The 17,718-nt window shown below is 57.5% G+C and carries 16 protein-coding genes; 6 read left to right on the plus strand and 10 right to left on the minus strand.

The window, feature by feature from the left end:
• Positions 1 to 23 precede the first annotated feature (23 nt).
• The 3 genes from rpoZ to OYW20_RS00740 all read right to left on the minus strand — a co-directional run bounded on the left by rpoZ (position 24) and on the right by OYW20_RS00740 (position 1,950).
• Positions 24 to 287 (minus strand): DNA-directed RNA polymerase subunit omega, encoded by a 264-nt coding sequence (rpoZ, locus tag OYW20_RS00730; protein ID WP_002551500.1) that lies wholly within the window; start codon positions 285 to 287, stop codon positions 24 to 26.
• 165 nt (positions 288 to 452) lie between these two features.
• Complete coding sequence (gmk, locus tag OYW20_RS00735; protein WP_268798842.1) at positions 453 to 1,073, minus strand: guanylate kinase; 621 nt, start codon at positions 1,071 to 1,073, stop codon at positions 453 to 455.
• Between the two features lie 13 nt (positions 1,074 to 1,086).
• The gene (locus tag OYW20_RS00740; protein ID WP_268801240.1) at positions 1,087 to 1,950 is read right to left on the minus strand and encodes a YicC/YloC family endoribonuclease; all 864 of its coding nucleotides are present in this window, start codon (positions 1,948 to 1,950) and stop codon (positions 1,087 to 1,089) included.
• A gap of 298 nt (positions 1,951 to 2,248) precedes the next feature.
• On the opposite strand from OYW20_RS00740, the gene rph reads away from it, so the two are divergent.
• Together rph and OYW20_RS00750 are read left to right on the plus strand one after the other, a co-directional pair.
• Positions 2,249 to 2,971 (plus strand): ribonuclease PH, encoded by a 723-nt coding sequence (gene rph / locus OYW20_RS00745; protein ID WP_268798843.1) that lies wholly within the window; start codon positions 2,249 to 2,251, stop codon positions 2,969 to 2,971.
• A 26-nt stretch (positions 2,972 to 2,997) separates the two neighbouring features.
• Positions 2,998 to 3,366 carry a DUF4870 domain-containing protein gene (locus OYW20_RS00750; RefSeq protein ID WP_268798844.1) on the plus strand — a complete coding sequence of 123 codons (369 nt, stop codon included), beginning with the start codon at positions 2,998 to 3,000 and terminating at the stop codon, positions 3,364 to 3,366.
• Positions 3,367 to 3,453: 87 nt separating this feature from the next.
• On the opposite strand, the gene OYW20_RS00755 is transcribed toward OYW20_RS00750, so the two are convergent.
• Positions 3,454 to 4,233 (minus strand): exodeoxyribonuclease III, encoded by a 780-nt coding sequence (locus OYW20_RS00755; RefSeq protein WP_268798845.1) that lies wholly within the window; start codon positions 4,231 to 4,233, stop codon positions 3,454 to 3,456.
• An 82-nt stretch (positions 4,234 to 4,315) separates the two neighbouring features.
• Here OYW20_RS00755 and pyrE point away from each other — a divergent pair, with 82 nt between their 5' ends.
• The gene (gene pyrE, locus OYW20_RS00760; RefSeq protein ID WP_268798846.1) at positions 4,316 to 4,957 is read left to right on the plus strand and encodes an orotate phosphoribosyltransferase; all 642 of its coding nucleotides are present in this window, start codon (positions 4,316 to 4,318) and stop codon (positions 4,955 to 4,957) included.
• Positions 4,958 to 4,978: 21 nt separating this feature from the next.
• Positions 4,979 to 5,581, plus strand: a complete 603-nt coding sequence (locus tag OYW20_RS00765) for a DUF4124 domain-containing protein (protein ID WP_268798847.1) — start codon at positions 4,979 to 4,981, stop codon at positions 5,579 to 5,581.
• A gap of 18 nt (positions 5,582 to 5,599) precedes the next feature.
• Here OYW20_RS00765 and OYW20_RS00770 read toward each other — a convergent pair whose 3' ends face one another.
• The 5 genes from OYW20_RS00770 to coaBC all read right to left on the minus strand — a co-directional run bounded on the left by OYW20_RS00770 (position 5,600) and on the right by coaBC (position 14,617).
• On the minus strand, positions 5,600 to 9,094 hold the full coding sequence (locus tag OYW20_RS00770) for a ParB N-terminal domain-containing protein (protein WP_268798848.1): 3,495 nt from the start codon (positions 9,092 to 9,094) through the stop codon (positions 5,600 to 5,602).
• A 214-nt stretch (positions 9,095 to 9,308) separates the two neighbouring features.
• Positions 9,309 to 10,214 (minus strand): acetylglutamate kinase, encoded by a 906-nt coding sequence (gene argB / locus OYW20_RS00775; protein WP_268798849.1) that lies wholly within the window; start codon positions 10,212 to 10,214, stop codon positions 9,309 to 9,311.
• 24 nt (positions 10,215 to 10,238) lie between these two features.
• Entirely contained in the window at positions 10,239 to 12,839 is a 2,601-nt protein-coding gene (locus OYW20_RS25980; RefSeq protein ID WP_408005446.1) for a phosphomannomutase/phosphoglucomutase, read from the minus strand.
• Between the two features lie 107 nt (positions 12,840 to 12,946).
• Positions 12,947 to 13,402, minus strand: coding sequence for a dUTP diphosphatase (dut, locus tag OYW20_RS00785; protein ID WP_268798850.1), 456 nt, complete (start codon positions 13,400 to 13,402; stop codon positions 12,947 to 12,949).
• Positions 13,403 to 13,408: 6 nt separating this feature from the next.
• Complete coding sequence (gene coaBC, locus OYW20_RS00790; protein ID WP_268798851.1) at positions 13,409 to 14,617, minus strand: bifunctional phosphopantothenoylcysteine decarboxylase/phosphopantothenate--cysteine ligase CoaBC; 1,209 nt, start codon at positions 14,615 to 14,617, stop codon at positions 13,409 to 13,411.
• 132 nt (positions 14,618 to 14,749) lie between these two features.
• On the opposite strand from coaBC, the gene radC reads away from it, so the two are divergent.
• Positions 14,750 to 15,424, plus strand: coding sequence for a RadC family protein (gene radC / locus OYW20_RS00795; protein WP_268798852.1), 675 nt, complete (start codon positions 14,750 to 14,752; stop codon positions 15,422 to 15,424).
• Positions 15,425 to 15,523: 99 nt separating this feature from the next.
• Here radC and OYW20_RS00800 read toward each other — a convergent pair whose 3' ends face one another.
• Positions 15,524 to 17,113, minus strand: a complete 1,590-nt coding sequence (locus OYW20_RS00800; RefSeq protein WP_268798853.1) for an ABC transporter substrate-binding protein — start codon at positions 17,111 to 17,113, stop codon at positions 15,524 to 15,526.
• A gap of 365 nt (positions 17,114 to 17,478) precedes the next feature.
• Here OYW20_RS00800 and rpmB point away from each other — a divergent pair, with 365 nt between their 5' ends.
• Positions 17,479 to 17,715: a 50S ribosomal protein L28 gene (gene rpmB / locus OYW20_RS00805; RefSeq protein ID WP_037016669.1), complete on the plus strand. Its 237-nt coding sequence runs from the start codon at positions 17,479 to 17,481 to the stop codon at positions 17,713 to 17,715.
• The last annotated feature ends 3 nt before the right edge of the window (positions 17,716 to 17,718 follow it).

The following is a 17,718-nucleotide window of genomic DNA, read 5'->3' on the forward strand; positions in this document are numbered from 1 at the left end:
TACTACGTCGACCTGGCATAGGCTTAAACGGCCTCGTTGGACTCGTCCTCGAAGGCCGCGAACAGCGGCTCATCTTCAACGATTTCGGCTTCTGCGATCACAGCGTAATCCATCAGGCCAGCGGCGATTTCGCGCAGTGCCATGACGGTAGGCTTGTCATTTTCCCAGGCCAGCTTTGGTTCTTTGCCGCCGGTTGCCAGTTGACGAGCACGTTTGGTAGAGAGCATGACCAGCTCAAAACGGTTATCCACGTGTTCTAGGCAGTCTTCAACGGTTACGCGAGCCATGGGTATTCCTCGTAGCAAATGCGATATGCGCGTTGCCCGGTTGGGCGAGCGGACTCAGCAGTTTAAAAAATCACCAGCGTTTAGGGAAGGAAAGATTTCATCAGCCTTAAGCTTTAAGCTTCAAGCCACAAGAAAAAGCAGCGAAACGGATACATTCTTGCAGCTTTAAGCCAACAACTGGGCCAGCAACTCACCGAAACGTTGCTGCTGATGTTCCTGACTCAGCAGATTGGTTCGGAAAATGGCTTTGAGGTCCTCGAGCGCGCTAGCGAAGTCGTCATTTATGACGATGTAATCGTACTCAACGTAATGACTCATCTCACTGACCGCTTCACGCATACGGCCTTCGATTATCTCGTCGCTGTCCTGGCCGCGATTGGTCAGGCGTTGGCGAAGTGCCTGCTGGGTCGGCGGGAGGATGAAGATCGAGCGGGCGTGCGGCATCAGTTTGCGCACTTGCTCGGCGCCCTGCCAGTCGATTTCCAGAATCAGGTCATGGCCCTCGTCCAGCGTTTGCTGAAGGCGGCTTTGCGAAGTGCCATACAGGTTGCCGAAGACTTCCGCCTGCTCGAGAAAGTCACCGTGGTCGATCATCCGCACGAACTCGGCGCGGTCGACAAAGTGGTAGTTCACGCCGTCTACTTCGCCCGGACGCATGGCACGCGTGGTGTGAGACACCGACACGCGAATCTGAGTCTGAGCATTGATCAGGGCATTGACCAGGCTTGTCTTGCCCGCGCCGGAAGGGGCGGAAATGATGTACAGGGTGCCGGTGCTGTGTGTCATGTCGGGGTTGGCCTTACTCAATGTTCTGCACTTGTTCGCGCATCTGCTCGATCAACACCTTGAGGTTGACCGCAGCCTGAGTGCTACGAGGATCAAAGGCTTTGGAGCCCAGTGTATTAGCTTCGCGGTTGAGTTCCTGCATCAGGAAATCCAGGCGGCGCCCGGCTTGTCCGCCTGTTTTCAACACGCGACGCACTTCGGTGACGTGGGTGCTGAGACGGTCTAGCTCTTCGGCGACATCGCTTTTTTGCGCCAGCAGGACCATTTCCTGCTCCAGACGCTGCGGGTCCAGCTCGGCTTTCATATCGTTGAAGCGGTCGAGCACCTTCTGGCGCTGTGTTGCCAGCATCTGCGGCACCAGCGTGCGCAGGGTCGCGACTTCGGTGTTGATGGCGCCAAGCCGTTCGTCGAGAAGTCTGGCGAGGTCTGCGCCTTCGCGCGCGCGGCCCGCTTTCAGCTCTTCAAGCGCATCGTTGAAGAGAGCCAATGCGTCGTTGTTCAGGGCTTGCGGGTCAGCGGCATCAGCCACCAGCACGCCCGGCCAGGCCAGGACTTCGAGAGGGTTCAGGGCTGATGGCTGTTTTATCAGGCTGGCAACGATTTCTGCCGCAGCGATCAATTGCCCGGCTCGCTCGCGATTTACCTGCAGCGGCTTGCCAGCAGTTTCCTCGGTAAAACGTAGCGTGCATTCCACTTTTCCACGGGACAGACCCTGACGCAGCGCTTCGCGCACAGCACCCTCCAGATCGCGAAACGACTCCGGCAGACGCAGGTGAGGCTCAAGGTAGCGATGGTTGACTGAGCGCAATTCCCAAGTGAGGGTGCCTTGGCTGCCGGCGCGCTCGGCTCGGGCGAAAGCAGTCATGCTGTGCACCATGGGAATTACCTCAAAAAAGTCAGGCATGGGAAAAGCCGGCATCGGGCGAGATTCGCCCGAATTGACGTCGTGACAAATCGACGGGCTACAAAGGCGCAGGATTGTAGCGCAGTGCGGCGTATGCGCCCAAATAACGCTGTGTGCAAGGCGATGCATGATCCTCACAACGTTGTGAAGCTTAGACTTTCCGGGCTGCCGAATGCTGCCAGTGGTCATCGCGTATCGATTAGCTATGCCCAGGGCAGGTAGTCGCCTCTATAATGCTCGGCAGTTTTCCGTCTCAGTACAGGTATCCCAGATGAAACGTCCAAGTGGTCGCGCTGCCGATCAGCTCCGCTCGATCCGCATCACCCGCAACTACACCAAGCACGCCGAGGGTTCTGTGCTGGTCGAGTTCGGTGACACGAAAGTGATCTGCACCGTCAGCGTCGAAAACGGTGTGCCGCGCTTTCTCAAAGGTCAGGGCCAAGGCTGGTTGACCGCCGAGTACGGCATGTTGCCGCGTGCTACCGGCGAGCGTAATCAGCGTGAAGCCAGCCGTGGCAAACAAGGCGGCCGCACCCTGGAAATTCAACGCTTGATCGGTCGCTCGCTGCGCGCTGCCCTGGACATGTCCAAGCTGGGCGACGTCACGTTGTATGTCGATTGCGACGTGATTCAGGCTGATGGTGGTACCCGTACTGCGTCGATCACCGGCGCCATGGTTGCGCTGGTTGATGCGCTGAAGACCATCAAGAAGCGCGGTGGCCTCAAGGCTGGCGATCCGCTCAAGCAGATGATCGCAGCTGTGTCCGTGGGCATGTATCAAGGTGAGCCAGTGCTGGATCTGGATTACCTGGAAGACTCGGCGGCCGAAACCGACCTTAACGTCGTCATGACGAGCGCCGGTGGCTTTATCGAAGTGCAGGGCACCGCAGAGGGCGCGCCGTTCCAGCCTGAAGAGCTCAATGCAATGCTGGCGCTGGCGCAGAAAGGCATGACCGAGTTGTTCGAATTGCAGAAAGCCGCATTGGCCGACTAACGCTTTATTACTCCAGGGAACGCGCCATGATTGACAGCCAGCCTCCGCTGCCGTTGCCGAGTAAGGAAGCTCGCCAGTGGGCGATGCTGTGTCATTTTGCGGCGTTCTTTGGTTTGGTATTTCCTTTCGGTAATCTGTTGGGGCCGCTGATTGTCTGGCAGCTCAAGAAAGAAACCGACCCGTTCATCGATGCGCAGGGCAAGGAAGCACTGAATTTCCAGATCACGGTTTCCATCGCGACTATGATCTGCTTTCTGCTGATGATCGTGGTCGTTGGCTTCCCGTTGTTGATGCTGGTGGGCACCGTTGCGCTGGTGCTGACCATCATTGCGGGTATAAAGGCCAACGATGGTGTCGCTTACCGCTATCCGTTTATTTGGCGGCTGGTGAAATAAGTTTTTACTCTTGATGACTAAGTGCTCGCCGATCAGCACGCGAAAAAAAGCCGACATGAAGTCGGCTTTTTTGCGTGCGTCGGGACGTCAGATTGTCAGCGTCCAGTCGTAATCCACGATTAACGGCGCGTGCTGCGAGAAGCGCGGTTGACGTGGCAGGCGAGCGCTGCGTACGAAGCGGCGCAGGCCTGGGGTCAGCAACTGGTAGTCGAACCGCCAGCCCAGATTGAGCATCTCGGCTTGTTCGTTATCTGGCCACCAACTGTACTGATCGCCTTCCCGGCTGAATTCGCGCAGGGCATCGACATAGCCCATGTTGCCCACGATTTCGTCCATCCATGCACGCTCCGGCGCAAGGAAGCCCGGAGATTGCTGGCTATCGCGCCAATTCTTGATGTCTAGCTTCTGCTGAGCGACATACAGCGAGCCGCAATATATGTACTCGCGACGCTTGCGACGTTGCTTGTCCAGATATTTGCCGAAGTCATCCATGAGCTTGAATTTCTGGTTCAAGTCTTCGTCGCCGTTCATTCCCGAAGGAAGCAGCAACGTTGCAATACTGACTTTGTCGAAATCTGCCTGCAGGTAACGCCCGTAGCGGTCGGCTGTCTCAAACCCTAGCCCGTTGATGACCGCCTTCGGCTGCAACCGCGAGTAAAGCGCCACGCCACCTTGGGTAGGGACTTCAGCCTCGCAGGCATAAAGGAAGTAGCCATCCAGCTGGAAGGCTGGATCGTCCAGTTCGAAGGCGGAGGCGCGGGTGTCCTGAAGGCAGATGACGTCGGCATTCTGAGCTTGCAGCCAACTGAGCAAACCACGCTCGACTGCGGCCTGAATGCCATTTACGTTCACACTGATGATCCGCATAAATGGCCCCAAAAATCACGTGCGTGTATGATACCCGAGCTCTACCTAATTAGCTAAATCCGTGGTATTCGGGGCTTTTTTCATGCAGGCGTATCAGCGCGATTTCATCCGTTTTGCCATCGAACGTGGGGTTTTGCGTTTCGGTGAGTTCACTCTCAAGTCTGGACGCACCAGTCCCTACTTCTTCAATGCCGGTCTATTCAACAGCGGTTCTGCCTTGGCGCAACTGGGACGTTTCTACGCGTCCGCAGTGGTTGAAAGTGGTATTTCATTCGACGTCCTGTTTGGTCCAGCCTACAAGGGTATCCCTCTGGCGGCAGCCACAGCAGTGGCGTTGGCTGAGCATCACGGGCGCGACCTGCCGTGGTGCTTCAATCGCAAGGAAGCCAAGGATCACGGCGAAGGTGGCAGCTTGGTGGGAGCGGCGCTTGAAGGCGAAGTGTTGATCATCGACGACGTCATCACCGCCGGTACGGCGATTCGCGAAGTGATGCAGATCATCAACCATCAAGGCGCGAAGGCTGCGGGTGTGTTGATCGCGTTGAATCGCCAAGAGCGAGGCAACGCTGAGCTGTCGGCGATCCAAGAAGTCGAGCGTGATTTTGGCATTCCGGTTGTGAGCATCGTTTCGCTCAATCAGGTGCTCGAATACCTGGCGGACGATCCACAGCTCAAGCAGCATTTGCCCGCTGTAGAAGCTTACCGGGCTCAGTACGGAATCTGAGTCGCCAGAGGATGGGGTTTTATGCTCAAGCTGGGCGCCGTAGTGTTTTGTCTTTCGTGGGGCGTGAGTGCCCTCACGCCTGTAGAGGCGGCCGATAACCCGTCTATCTTGCTTTACCGTTACGTCGACAGTCGGGGTGTAACGGTGATGGACACGCAGGGTGTGCCGCCCGAGTACGTTGGCAAAGGCTATGAAGTATTGAATCAACGCGGTCGTGTGATTCAGGTGATCCCCCCTGCGCCGTCAGCCGAAGAAGTCCGTCAGGCGCAGGCGGCCAAAGTCCAGGCTGACGCGGATGCTCAACTTACCCACCTCTACACCAGTCTTGCCGATATTGATCGTGCCCGCACACGCAGGCTTGCCGAACTGGACGCTCTGATCGCCGTTGCCCAAGGCAACGTTCAAGGCCTTGTCGCCCAGCAAGCTTCGCTGCAAAGCCAGGCGGCCGATCAGGAGCGAGCGGGGCGACAGGTGCCCAAGACGCTGATCGATCAAATGGACGACCTACGTGACCAGCAGCAAAACCTCAAAGGCGATATCCAGCGTTATCAGACCACTCGGCAGCAAGCCGATGCAGCTTATGAAGTGGACCGGGCCCGATTGCAGAAATTGCTGCAGCCCTGAAGCTGCAGCGGGAAGTTTTCAATCAACGACGTTGATAGGTATGTCGCGCAGCCCAAGTTGCTTCGCCGCTTCGACTCGATGATTGCCGTTGACGACGACATAGCCAGCCCCTGTTCTGCGCACGTCAACGGGCAGAAGCGGAACTCCCTCCTCGATAGCCTGCTTGGCCGACTGGACCCGGGCGGGGACCAGATTTGTCCTCCCCGATGTAATACGATCTATTGAGACGCGTTGCACGCCCGCTGCTTCGTCCTTGAGCGTCCCCCAACTGTTGAGCACTTTATAGTCGTAAGTTTTCCCAACATTCACCGTGCCGTTGGTGAAGAGATCGGCGTACGTTTGCTGACCAATGTCCTGCACCATCAGACTCTCCGTTCCATCGTCTTGTTTATAGGTATAAAGATCAGCACCTTCGTCGAATTCCGCACGAATATCGTCCAGAAGATTGCCCGCCAATGAGCCCTTTTTCGCCAGCGCTTCATCGAGTTCTTTCCGGGTTTTAATTTTGTTCCCCTTCACTCCGGAAACCGGTCTTGGCAGCAGTGCCGATACCGAGCCACGGCCTGACATTGGATAGCCAATGCGGTTGTTAACGCGTTGTGGGGGCTTAAATCCGCATTTTATTTTTATCAGCCTGGGACCGTAGGCCAGACCTGTAAACGGGTTGATCAAGTGATAACCAACTCGTGTTGACGAAGTGGAGGTCGAAAGCGATCTGATTGGTACATTGGTAACGCCGCCGAGTCTTGCAAGCTGGTCCGAGGGTAGCGGGGGCCGCCAACTGCGAGCGTTGACGCTTGAGAACAAACTCCCAACGTGGGTGTATTGCTCCGCCTGGTGTGTAGGGAATCTGAGACGATAACGCTGGGTCAGGGCCTGCACCCCCATCAAGAAGCTTTGTCGTGATTTGCGAGCGTTCAAAGAGGTTCGCGCAAGGGTGATCAGGATCTTCGGATTCATCCCCTGCCAGATGTGTGCCCCTGTCAGTTTCAAGGCCGAAGCAGTAATGCCTGCAAACTTTGGGAGTACAAGCCGGATTCCAAATTTCAACGTCCCTGTCAAAAACTTCACCGTGCCGCCAAGTAACCTGATCACGGGATACAGCAATATCCCCGCTGCTTCCAAGGAGCAGGTCAACACGGCCGCCTCTTTGGTCGCCAGCGATCTCGCGCAGGCGAGTCCAGGCACGATAATCTCGAAACTCTGGAGAACAGGCGGGTATTGTTTGGCAATCTTTTCCGAATGGCTTTCATGACGATGGTAGTCGCGGCTCAGCCCTTCATTGAAAAACAGATTTTGAGCGGCTGCATACTCGGCAATCCTCGTGAGGCGCATCGTGGCGAGCGGTGCGTAATTAATGTTTTCGCCAGTGGGATCGAATGTAGCGATCAAGTGGGGGATGACTGTCGACGTTTTTCCTTTGCGCGGACTTACCAGTTCGGCGTAGGGGTTCCAGTCCAGATCGAGCAGCTTCCCTTTTTGATGGATGTTCCTGCTACCGGGGGGGCGGGGCTCAACCTCGAATGCGGTCGGAAATGTGCTTCTACCTGTATGACGTATGAGTGCGCCTGTCAGCGGAAAGACCTCATAAAAAAAATGGTCACCGTGGTATTCGCAGCCGACGATAAATCCAAACCTTCCACGACTGTTCTGTCGGTCTTGCTCTTCTTCTGACTGCACCGTCTTACCGGTTTCCAGGCGCAGCGAGTAAATGCTTACCCTCCCTGCGTTTATTGCAGCCCTGTCCCGGCTCGGCATTGTCGAAAGTGTTTGTTCGATAAGCACGGGGTAGCTTGATTTGGCGTCGAGGGCGTAGCGGTCGAATGCATCCTCATACAATGCTGGCATGTCGATTCCTTCAAGTCGCTTAAGGTCTCGATTTATGCTGCTCTCCCTTAATTCACGGTGTTGGACCCCGACCAGCGACGGCTCAAAGAGGTCAACCCCGTTTTTCATATGGCCAGCCATGAATACATCCAGAAGCGTATAGCGTCCGGTGTAACGCTCTGCTGGTGAGTTGGATGGTTCTGGGGGGGAAAAGACCAAACTTCGCAGTGACAGCTCAAGACGCTTGCCGAACGAAGTTGGAACCATCAACTGTCCCTTCAATGAATCTGCACTAAAGCCAAAGCGGTCTGCGAATACCTGATTGGCCATTGCAAGACGATCCGGCATCTCACGCGCGATTGCCTTGACTGCCGCTTCAACGCGTGAAATATGCTCATCGAGTGCAGTTACCGCGTGCGTTATTTCAAGGGCGGTAGGTTCGCGTCTCGGAGTTCTCGTGAGGACATCGTGCGCGTAAGCCCATTGCAGCGTCGGTGCTAGCCGAGTAGCGGCGATCAGCGTTATCTCATCCTGTGTGGCATCCTGGCTCAGGTCCAGCGCCAGTTGCAGCAGTTGCTCATAAGTGAGCGGGGTAGATCGGATCGGGTCGATTGCATTGGCGAGGGCAACCCCGTGGGTAAAGTTGACCCAAGGAACGGTGCCATACTTCAGCGTTTCGGGGATGTGCATAACGGCGAAGTCCGGCATGGCCGGAGTCAGTATGTGAGCCGCCAGGCAGGCCGCATTTTCATTGGGTTCAGCATCTGTCCATGTGCGCCGTTTGAGATGCACCCGCAATTGCGCACGGCGGTGACCGTACGACAGGCCCCAGTGATGAGGATCCTCGGTGCAATAACCCGCGACAAACCCCTGCAGTTGCCCTGCCACCGGATCAAGTTCCAGCATGAGTGCTGCCCAGATCAACTGCTTGCTGATGTGCGTGTCGGCTTCTTCGCCTGTAAGCCCGCCGAACCAGCCCAATGCGCGCAGCAGCTTCTGGCTCAGTTGGTTGGCTGTCGGTGAGCTGAGCATGTTCTCGAACACAGTCCTGATTGCAGCCTGCGAAATGTCAGCGGTGCCTTGCTCAGCCAGCAAGGTATGTGACAGCAGATGGAATAGTGAGCGAGTGTCGCGGGTTGTTGCCGGATTATCGGATGCTGCGTTCGACTGCTCTTGCAGGAATTCTCGCGTAGTGGCTTCGAGGGTGATGACATCTTCATCCCGTAACAACCCATCGACCTGTACGGGAAGGCGGTTCACTCTCGCTTTAGCAGGCACTTGGCCCGTAGGCAGTTCATCAATGTGGTGCAACTGCCATGCTCGGGTGGACGCTTCGTAGCGAAGCCGGCATTCCTGCAGTTGCTGATCCAGGTCGGGATCTTGCTCTGGGACAGGCGCATACGGTACGTAGGGCTTTATGATCTCGAAGGCATAGCGGGTAGCGTCGAGGTCTACCTGGTAAACCGCGTCTTCAAACGTGACAAAGAGCAGACCTTCAATGTTGTAGACACCGTCGAACGGCGCGACGTTTTCAAGCGGGGCGTACCCCTCAAGGCGCTGTCCGGATGCGAATGAGAAAAGCAGCTCCTTAGAGATGCTCTGCATGGGTTCGAAGGCGAACTGCAACTCCGGCAGCGGATCGTCGGGCTCTTGGGGGAGTAGTGTGGGGGGGTGGATAACAGACATGTGGGACCTCAGAGGTTAAACAAATAAGTGAAAAAGAGAGCATTCACGTTGTTTAAAACCTGAAGTCAGCGATGTCGTCGGAATCGACTCGAAGAGTAGGAAGGCTCTGTGACGGGCGTGGGGCCAGCTGTGTCAGGCATAAAGTCTGATGAGACAGGCAATAAAAAACCCCGAGCGGTGCAACACCGGCCGGGGTCGTTTCAGCGTTGAGCAATCAGTGACGCTTGCGGTTGCTGATCAGCGTACCTACACCGGTGTCGGTGAAGATTTCGAGCAGCACCGCGTTGGGCACGCGACCGTCGATGATGTGAGAAGTGGTCACACCACCCTGCACAGCTTCCAGCGCACATTTGATCTTGGGCAGCATGCCGCCGTAGATCGTGCCGTCGGCAATCAGGGCATTGACCTGTTCAGTGGTCAGCCCGGTCAGCACCTCGCCTTCCTTGTCCATCAGTCCGGCAATGTTGGTGAGCAGCATCAGCTTCTCGGCTTTCAGGGCCTCAGCGACTTTGCCTGCAACCAGATCCGCGTTGATGTTGTAGGACTCGCCGTCCGCACCTACGCCTATCGGCGCGATGACCGGAATGAAATCACCCTTCACCAGCATGTTCAGCAGGTCGGTATTGATACCCACCACCTCGCCGACCTGGCCGATGTCGATGATTTCAGGCTTGGTCATCTCGGGGGTCTGACGGGTAACAGTCAGGCGTTTGGCGCGGATCAGATTGGCGTCTTTACCGGTCAGGCCAATGGCGCTGCCGCCGTGACGGTTGATCAGGTTGACGATCTCTTTGTTGACCTGACCGCCCAAGACCATTTCCACAACGTCCATGGTCTGCGCGTCGGTGACACGCATCCCGTCAATGAAGTGGCTCTCGATCGACAAGCGTTTAAGCAGGTCACCAATTTGCGGCCCCCCGCCATGTACCACCACCGGGTTGATGCCGACAGCTTTCATCAACACGATGTCGCGCGCAAAGCCGGTCTTCAGCTCTTCGCTCTCCATGGCGTTGCCGCCGTACTTGATGACCAATGTCTTGCCGACAAAGCGTCGGATATAAGGCAAGGCTTCGGAAAGGACCTTGGCGGCATTGGTGGCGGCATCACGTTCGAGGGTCATTTGGGCTCCACTCAAAAAGGTTGATCAAAAAGGAAGTTCGAGGTCCGGTGCTACTTTTTTCAGCTCAGCGTGGAACACGTCCTTGATGCGCTGCAGCTCTTCTTCGGTTTCGGCTTCGAAGCGTAATACCAGCACCGGCGTGGTATTGGAAGCGCGAACCAGGCCCCAGCCTTTCTGGTAGTCCACACGCACGCCGTCGATGGTGGTCAGTTTGGCATCGCCCCACTGAGCGTCTTTCTCGAGCGCCTCAATAATGGTGAATTTGGTGACGTCGGTCACCTTGATGTTGATTTCAGGCGTCGAGATGTCGTTCGGGAACGTTTCGAACAGGTCTTCGGCGCTCTGGGATTCCTGGCTGAGGATTTCCAGCAGGCGCGCTGCGCTGTAGATGCCGTCGTCGAAACCGAACCAGCGCTCCTTGAAGAAGATGTGGCCGCTCATTTCGCCAGCCAGCAGTGCGCCGCTTTTTTTCATCTCTTTTTTGATCAGCGAGTGGCCGGTCTTCCACATGACAGGACGGCCGCCATGTTGACTGATCAAGGGTGTCAGGCGACGGGTGCATTTGACGTCGAAAATGATGTCGGCACCGGGGTTGCGTTTCAGGACGTCCAGGGCGAACAGCATCAGCAGGCGGTCCGGATAAACCACGTTGCCCTTGTTGGTCACGACGCCAACACGGTCACCGTCGCCGTCGAACGCCAGACCCAGATCGGCACCGGTTTCGTTCACTTTGGCGATCAGGTCCTGAAGGTTTTCCAGCTTGCCGGGATCCGGGTGATGGTTAGGGAAGTTGCCGTCCACCTCGGCAAAGAGGGAGATCACTTCGCAACCCAGTGCTTCGATCAGCTGAGGCGCGATGACGCCCGCTGCGCCGTTGCCGCAATCCACGACAACCTTGAGTTTGCGCGCCAGGACGATGTCGTCTTTGATCTGGGTGAAGTAGCGATCAAGGATGTTGACCTGCGTGATGCTGCCTTTCGCGGCTGGCAGGTTGTTGTGCTTGATGCGGTCGTGCAGCGCCTGGATCTGCTCATTGGCAAGCGTATCGCCAGCGATGACGATCTTGAAGCCGTTGTAGTCTTTCGGGTTGTGGCTGCCGGTCAGCATGACGCCGGTCTTGCCAGCCAGCACATTGGCTGCGTAGTAAAGAGCGGGCGTTGGCACCAGGCCGACATCACTGACGTGGCAGCCGGCGTCATGCAGGCCTTGAATCAACTGCTGAACCAGCTCTGGTCCTGACAAACGACCGTCGCGACCTACAGAAACGTTCGGTTCGCCCTGTTCGATACTTTGGGAGCCAATGGCGCGACCGATCCAGTAGGCGGTTTCAGCGCTCAATGTATCGCCGACCACACCGCGAATGTCGTAAGCGCGGAAGATGCTGTCAGGAAATTGCGGGGCTATCGATGCTGTGCTGTTCATGGCTTGGAAGTGCTCCGATCTCAGGAAGTCCAGGTTTTCGTCGAGAATGTCGATATCGAGAATGTCGGTGTTTTGGAACAGCGGATCGGTCGGTTCGGCGTACATGACGTCGAGTGAGGATGGCCTATCGCTGCTTGTCGAAAAACCGTTGGGTGCCGCCGATGCGCTGGCGTTTCCCGCGGCGTTTGAGGCCACTTGCTGATTGCGCAACGAGAATCTGGCGAGGGTCTGGGCGAGTCCGTGAAGGGCGGGCAAGCTCAAACCGAAGGATTTGACGGCTTTTCCTCCGGAGAGTTCTTGGATGAGCTGATCCAGTTGACGGGCGTCGGCGCTGACGCGGCGTTTCAGAGCGCTTTCGTTCAGATAAAGCCCGAGCAAAACGCCGCCAAGAGCCACAATCGCAGCAGCGATCAGCATCCAGTATGGCGGCGAAGATTGCAGTGCGGAACCCGGTGTGAATTGCAGTTTCCAGTTGGCATAGCCGGTGTCGAAATCCAGCGGCTGACTGCCATCTCCTTGTCCGCGTGTCAGGAATGGCTGAGCGGCCGCGTTGCCAAATTGTTGGGTCAGTTCGATCTGTCCAATGTCGTCCGGGATTTGCGGCAGAGCATCCAGAAGGCGCTGTGGAGAGAACGCCAGCAAGAGCGTGCCCATGACGGGTGCGTCGGGGCCTGATCTGAGTGGCGCGGCACTGTATATCAGCCAGGCGTCCCCTACTTTCCGTGCCTCGGGCGCGGGGGCACCGCCCTTCGCCGCCTTGTTGAGCATATCCAGCGTGGCGAAGCTGACGGGCAGTGCGCCTTGATTGTCGATGTCGTTATAGCCCGCAGGACTCAGGCGCGCACCGACAACACCATCACGAAAGCGAAGGTGGTTTTGGAGCTCAGCGATCTGCGAGGAATCGTTGGCTTGCAGGGCTTGGGCCAGCGCACCGTCCCGGGCGGCTGCCTGGGTGTCGGCGTGGATTTGATGCAAGGCCTTGTTGACTGCTCCGGCCTGCGCGCTGCCCCACGCCTGTGCCAGTTGATCCTGCTGTTGCGGCTGGCTCAGCAGTCCCAACCACAAGAGAATCGCGGCGGCGATCAGGCCGATCACCGAAGGCAGCAAACCCGGTGTGGACAGACTCAGGTTGGAATCCTCGACCGGAACGTCAGCGCTGTCTGTTCGTCCCGACACCTTGGCGTTGCGCTTGATGCCTTTCACGTGACTCTCCCTGCTCACTGGTCCTGGATCGATTTGAGTGTTGCCCAGCCAATCGGGGAGATTGGCGGCGCGCCCCGGTCGCTATGAACCGCTTGGTTGCCCGGGTCTCAGTGGCTGCCCGAGTGACCAAACCCCCCGGTGCCGCGCTGGCTTTCATCGAACGTTTCAACCAGTTCGAAATGAGCCTGCACAACGGGCACCAGAACCAGCTGAGCCATGCGTTCGCCGATGGCGATGTTGAACGCGGTATCTCCGCGGTTCCAGCACGACACCATAAGCTCGCCCTGGTAGTCAGAGTCGATCAGTCCCACCAGATTGCCCAGCACGATGCCGTGCTTGTGGCCCAGGCCAGAGCGCGGAAGAATCAGCGCGGCCAGCCCCGGATCACCAATGTAGATCGACAATCCGGTCGGAATAAGCAGTGTCTGGCCGGGCTCAAGTACCGTGTCTTCCTTGAGCATCGCGCGCAGGTCGAGGCCGGCGGAACCTGTCGTGGCGTACGCAGGGAGTGGGAATTGTGTACCGATGCGCGGATCGAGGATCTTGGCTTGTAGAGCATGCATACGTGATTAAACCTGGTTCATTCGGTCGGCGATAAAGGTCACCAGCTGGCGGGCGATCTTGGCCTTGCTGGTTTGGGAGAAGAGCGTGGCGTGCAGCGCTCGGTCGATCACGCTGCAGGCGTTTTCTTCGCTATTGAAGCCAATGCTGGGGTTGGCGACATCGTTGGCGACGATCAGATCAAGATTCTTGTCCTTGAGCTTGCGGGCAGCGTAGTCGAGCAGGTGTTCGGTTTCAGCGGCGAATCCGACGCTGAATGGGCGATCTTCGCGCTGGGCGATGGTCGCGAGGATGTCCGGGTTGCGGACCATCTGCAGCAAAAGACCGTCACCGCTGGTGGGATCTTTCTTTAATTTCTGCGGCGCGACGACTTCCGGGCGGTAGTCGGCAACCGCTGCCGAAGAGATGAAAAGCTCGCATGGCATCGCAGCCTCACAGGCACCGAGCATGTCGCGGGCACTGACGACGTCGATTCGCGATACGCGGTCAGGGGTCTGTAGATGGACCGGGCCGGTGATCAACGTGACGCGTGCGCCGGCTTCTGCAGCTGCTTCAGCCAGCGCAAAGCCCATCTTTCCGGAGCTGTGGTTGGTGATGTAGCGCACCGGATCGATGTTTTCCTGGGTCGGACCTGCGGTGATGATCACATGCTTGCCCGTCAGCGACAGACGCTGAAAGCAGTCGGCAGCCGATTGCGCCAGATCGTTGGGTTCAAGCATCCGTCCATAACCAACGTCGCCGCAGGCCTGGCTGCCGCTGGCTGGCCCAAACATACGCAGACCGCGTGTTTCCAGCAGATTGACGTTGGCCTGGACGGAAGGGTCGCGCCACATGGCCTGATTCATGGCGGGGGCGACCGCGACAATGGCGTCGGTCGCCAAAACCACGGTGGTCAACAGGTCATTGGCGATGCCCTGTGCCAGACGGGCCATCAAGTCCGCCGTACCTGGTGCGATCAGCACCATGTCGGCCCACTTGGCGAGTTCGATGTGGCCCATGGCGGCTTCTGCAGCCGGGTCGAGCAAATCCATATGAACGGGGTGCCCGGACAATGCCTGCATGGTCAAAGGGGTGATGAATTCGGCGCCGCCCCTGGTCATGACCACGCGCACTTCTGCGCCTTGGTCGCGCAGGCGTCGCACCAGCTCGGCACTTTTATAGGCCGCAATGCCGCCGCCCACGCCGAGAACAATGCGTTTCCGATACAGCCGCTGCATAGGCCTGCCTTTTGGTCGGTTAACACGCGGCAATCAAGACGCCTCCCCAGGCCGATCGTCGCGTAAAAAAGATGGGCTAAGATAGCACAGCGACCGCACGGGAACAGCGGCGCCCACACACATGGAGGTGCTATGAGTATTCGTGATTGGCCGGTGGCCGAACGTCCGCGTGAAAAGCTTCTTGAGCGTGGCGCGGCGAGCCTTTCCGACGCCGAATTACTGGCGATTTTCCTGCGTACGGGGGTGGCGGGGCGCAGCGCAGTCGATCTGTCGCGGCACCTGCTCAACCAGTTCGGCAGCTTGCGCGCGCTGCTTGATGCCAGTCTGGTCACTTTCAGCGGCGAGCTTGGGCTGGGGCCAGCGAAGTACGCTCAATTGCAGGCCGTGATGGAGATGGCGCGTCGGCACATGGCTGAGTCCATCAAGCGTGATTCTGCGCTGGAAAGCCCGCTCCAGGTGCGCAATTACCTCAAGGCATTGCTAAGGCACGAGCCGCACGAGGTATTTGGCTGTCTTTTTCTGGACAACAAGCACCGCGTGCTGACGTTCGAAATACTGTTCTACGGCTCGATCAATACCGCGCAGGTCTATCCCAGGCAGGTGGTTAAGCGCGCACTGGCCAACAACGCGGCAAGCCTGATTCTCTGCCACAACCATCCCTCGGGCGTCACGGACGCCAGTCAGTCGGACCGCGAGCTGACCCATCGGTTGAAAGAGGCGCTTGCGCTGGTGGACGTGGCGGTACTGGATCACCTGATCATTGGTGACGGTGATCCGCTGTCCATGGCGGAATGCGGAATGATGTGAGCGCGGGTAGTGAGCCTTTTGCTTGAACAACGATGGCTGGGTTCGCAGATGTGAACCCAGCCACCGCTTCGGGCAAGTCTCGTAATAGCTGGCGTGACGTTACTTCACCGTCACTTTGGAAAAGTCCTGTCGGCCAAACGGGCTGACTGAATAACCCGCCACGCCTTTGCGCGTCAGCGTTGCAGCGGTCGGGTGCGCCAGCGGCAGCCAGAGCGCCTGCTGCTGGATCAACGCTTGGGCCTTTTGATAAATCTTGCTGCGCTTGTCTTGGTCGCTGGTGGTTTTGCCCTCACGAATCAGCGTATCCAGTTCTTTATCGCAGTAACGCGCAAAGTTAGTACCTGATTGCACGGCGGCGCATGAAAACTGAGGCGTCAGGAAGTTATCAGGATCGCCGTTGTCGCCCGCCCAGCCCATGAAAAGAAGGTCATGCTCGCCTGCTTTGGCGCGGCGAATCAGCTCGCCCCATTCAATAACTTTGATCTCGGCCTTGATGCCTATCTTCGCCAGATCCGCTTGCAGCAACTGCGCGCCGAGGTTGGGGTTGGGGTTCAGTGTGCTGCCCGTCGGACGGGTCCAGACGGTGGTGCTGAATCCGTCTTTCAGACCGGCCTTCGCCAGCAGATCCTTGGCTTTCGCAATGTCGAGCTTGTATCCCGGAAGCTCGCTGGCATACCCCCAGGTATTGGGCGGGAAGGGGCCATTGGCGGCTTTGGCTGAGCCCTCGAAAACGGCTTTCAGGTACGTCGGTTTATCAAACGCCAAGTTGATCGCCTGCCGCACTTCAGGCTTGTCCAATGGGGGATGTTGGCTGTTGATTGCCAGGAATGCGGTCATGAACGCGTCGGTTTTCTCGACTTTCAGCGCAGGATCCTTGCTTGCTTCGGCGACATCCAGCGGCTTGGGTGAAAGCGCTATCTGGCATTCGTTCTGCTTGATACGTTGCAGGCGAACGTTGGCGTCCGGGGTGATCGCATACACCAGCGCGTCGACGCCCGGCTTACCCGCGAAGTAGTGAGGGTTTGCCTCGTAACGCACGACTGCGTCTTTCTGGAAGCGTTTGAAAATGAAAGGCCCGGTGCCGATCGGCTGGCTGTTGAGCTTCTCCGGCGTGCCGGCCTTCATCAGTTGAGCCATGTACTCCGATGAGTAAACGGAAGCAAAGCCCATGCTCAGCGTGGCAAGGAATGTGGCGTCCGGGTGGTCAAGGGTGAATCGCACGGTGTTGGCGTCGGGCGCTTCTATCTTCTTGATCAACGCAGGCAACTGCATCGATTGCGCGTGAGGAAAGCCTTGCACGGCCACCTTGTGCCAAGGATTTGCCGGGTCAAGCATGCGCTGGAAACTGAACACTACGTCGTCTGCATTCAGCTCGCGAGTGGGCTTGAAATAGTCGGTTGTGTGAAACTTCACACCGCTGCGCAGCTTGAAGTCGTAAGTCAGCCCGTCAGGCCGGACCGTCCAGCTTTCAGCGAGGCTCGGCACCAGCTTGCGCGTGTGGGCGTCATAATCCACCAGTCTGTTCATCAGCACATCGGCCGAAGCATTGGTGGTGGTCAGGGAGTTGTACTGCACTACGTCGAAACCTTCGGGGCTGGCTTCGGTGCAAACGCTCAGTGTCGTCGCGGCCTGGGCCGTCAACGGAGCGATCAGGGGCGCGAGCAAAAAAGGTAATAAAGCGAGACGCATGGCGATGTTCCTGCTGATCAGTAGGGGCCATCTGCTGGCGCAGTCTGGTGAGTGAGTTACCCTAGACCATGCGTCAGCGCAGGACAATCAGTCTGGCGCGACGAGCGGTGTAATTGCTCGCCGCCCCTTGCCGCTGGCTCTGTCGGCCAGCAATGCTTGTTCTTTGCGCGGGTAAAGCGTCATCGCTGTTGTTGCTGTTGAGTGTTTCTGGTATAAAGCAGCGCTCTTTTCTAGGGGCCCGCTTCCTTCATCGTAGGTGTGGCCGGTAAGACCCCTGAAGAAACGCGGCGCCTGGCGCCAAATGACTGAGAGATTAAGCGGCCAACCCATGCCGGGTTGGGCATGTGGTTTTAGAGGGCTGAGGCATGTCGAGAGTCTGTCAAGTTACCGGTAAGGGTCCGGTGACTGGGAATAACATTTCCCACGCAAACAACAAAACCCGTCGTCGTTTCCTGCCAAACCTGCAGCATCACCGCTTCTGGGTTGAAGAAGAGAAACGTTTTGTACGTCTGCGCGTATCTGCCAAAGGCATGCGCATCATCGACAAGCGTGGCATTACGGTCGTTCTGGCCGAAATTCGCCGTGCTGGCGCTAAGGTCTAAGGG

Origin of the sequence: Pseudomonas sp. BSw22131 (genome assembly GCF_026810445.1) — a bacterium.
GTDB lineage: Bacteria > Pseudomonadota > Gammaproteobacteria > Pseudomonadales > Pseudomonadaceae > Aquipseudomonas > Aquipseudomonas huanghezhanensis.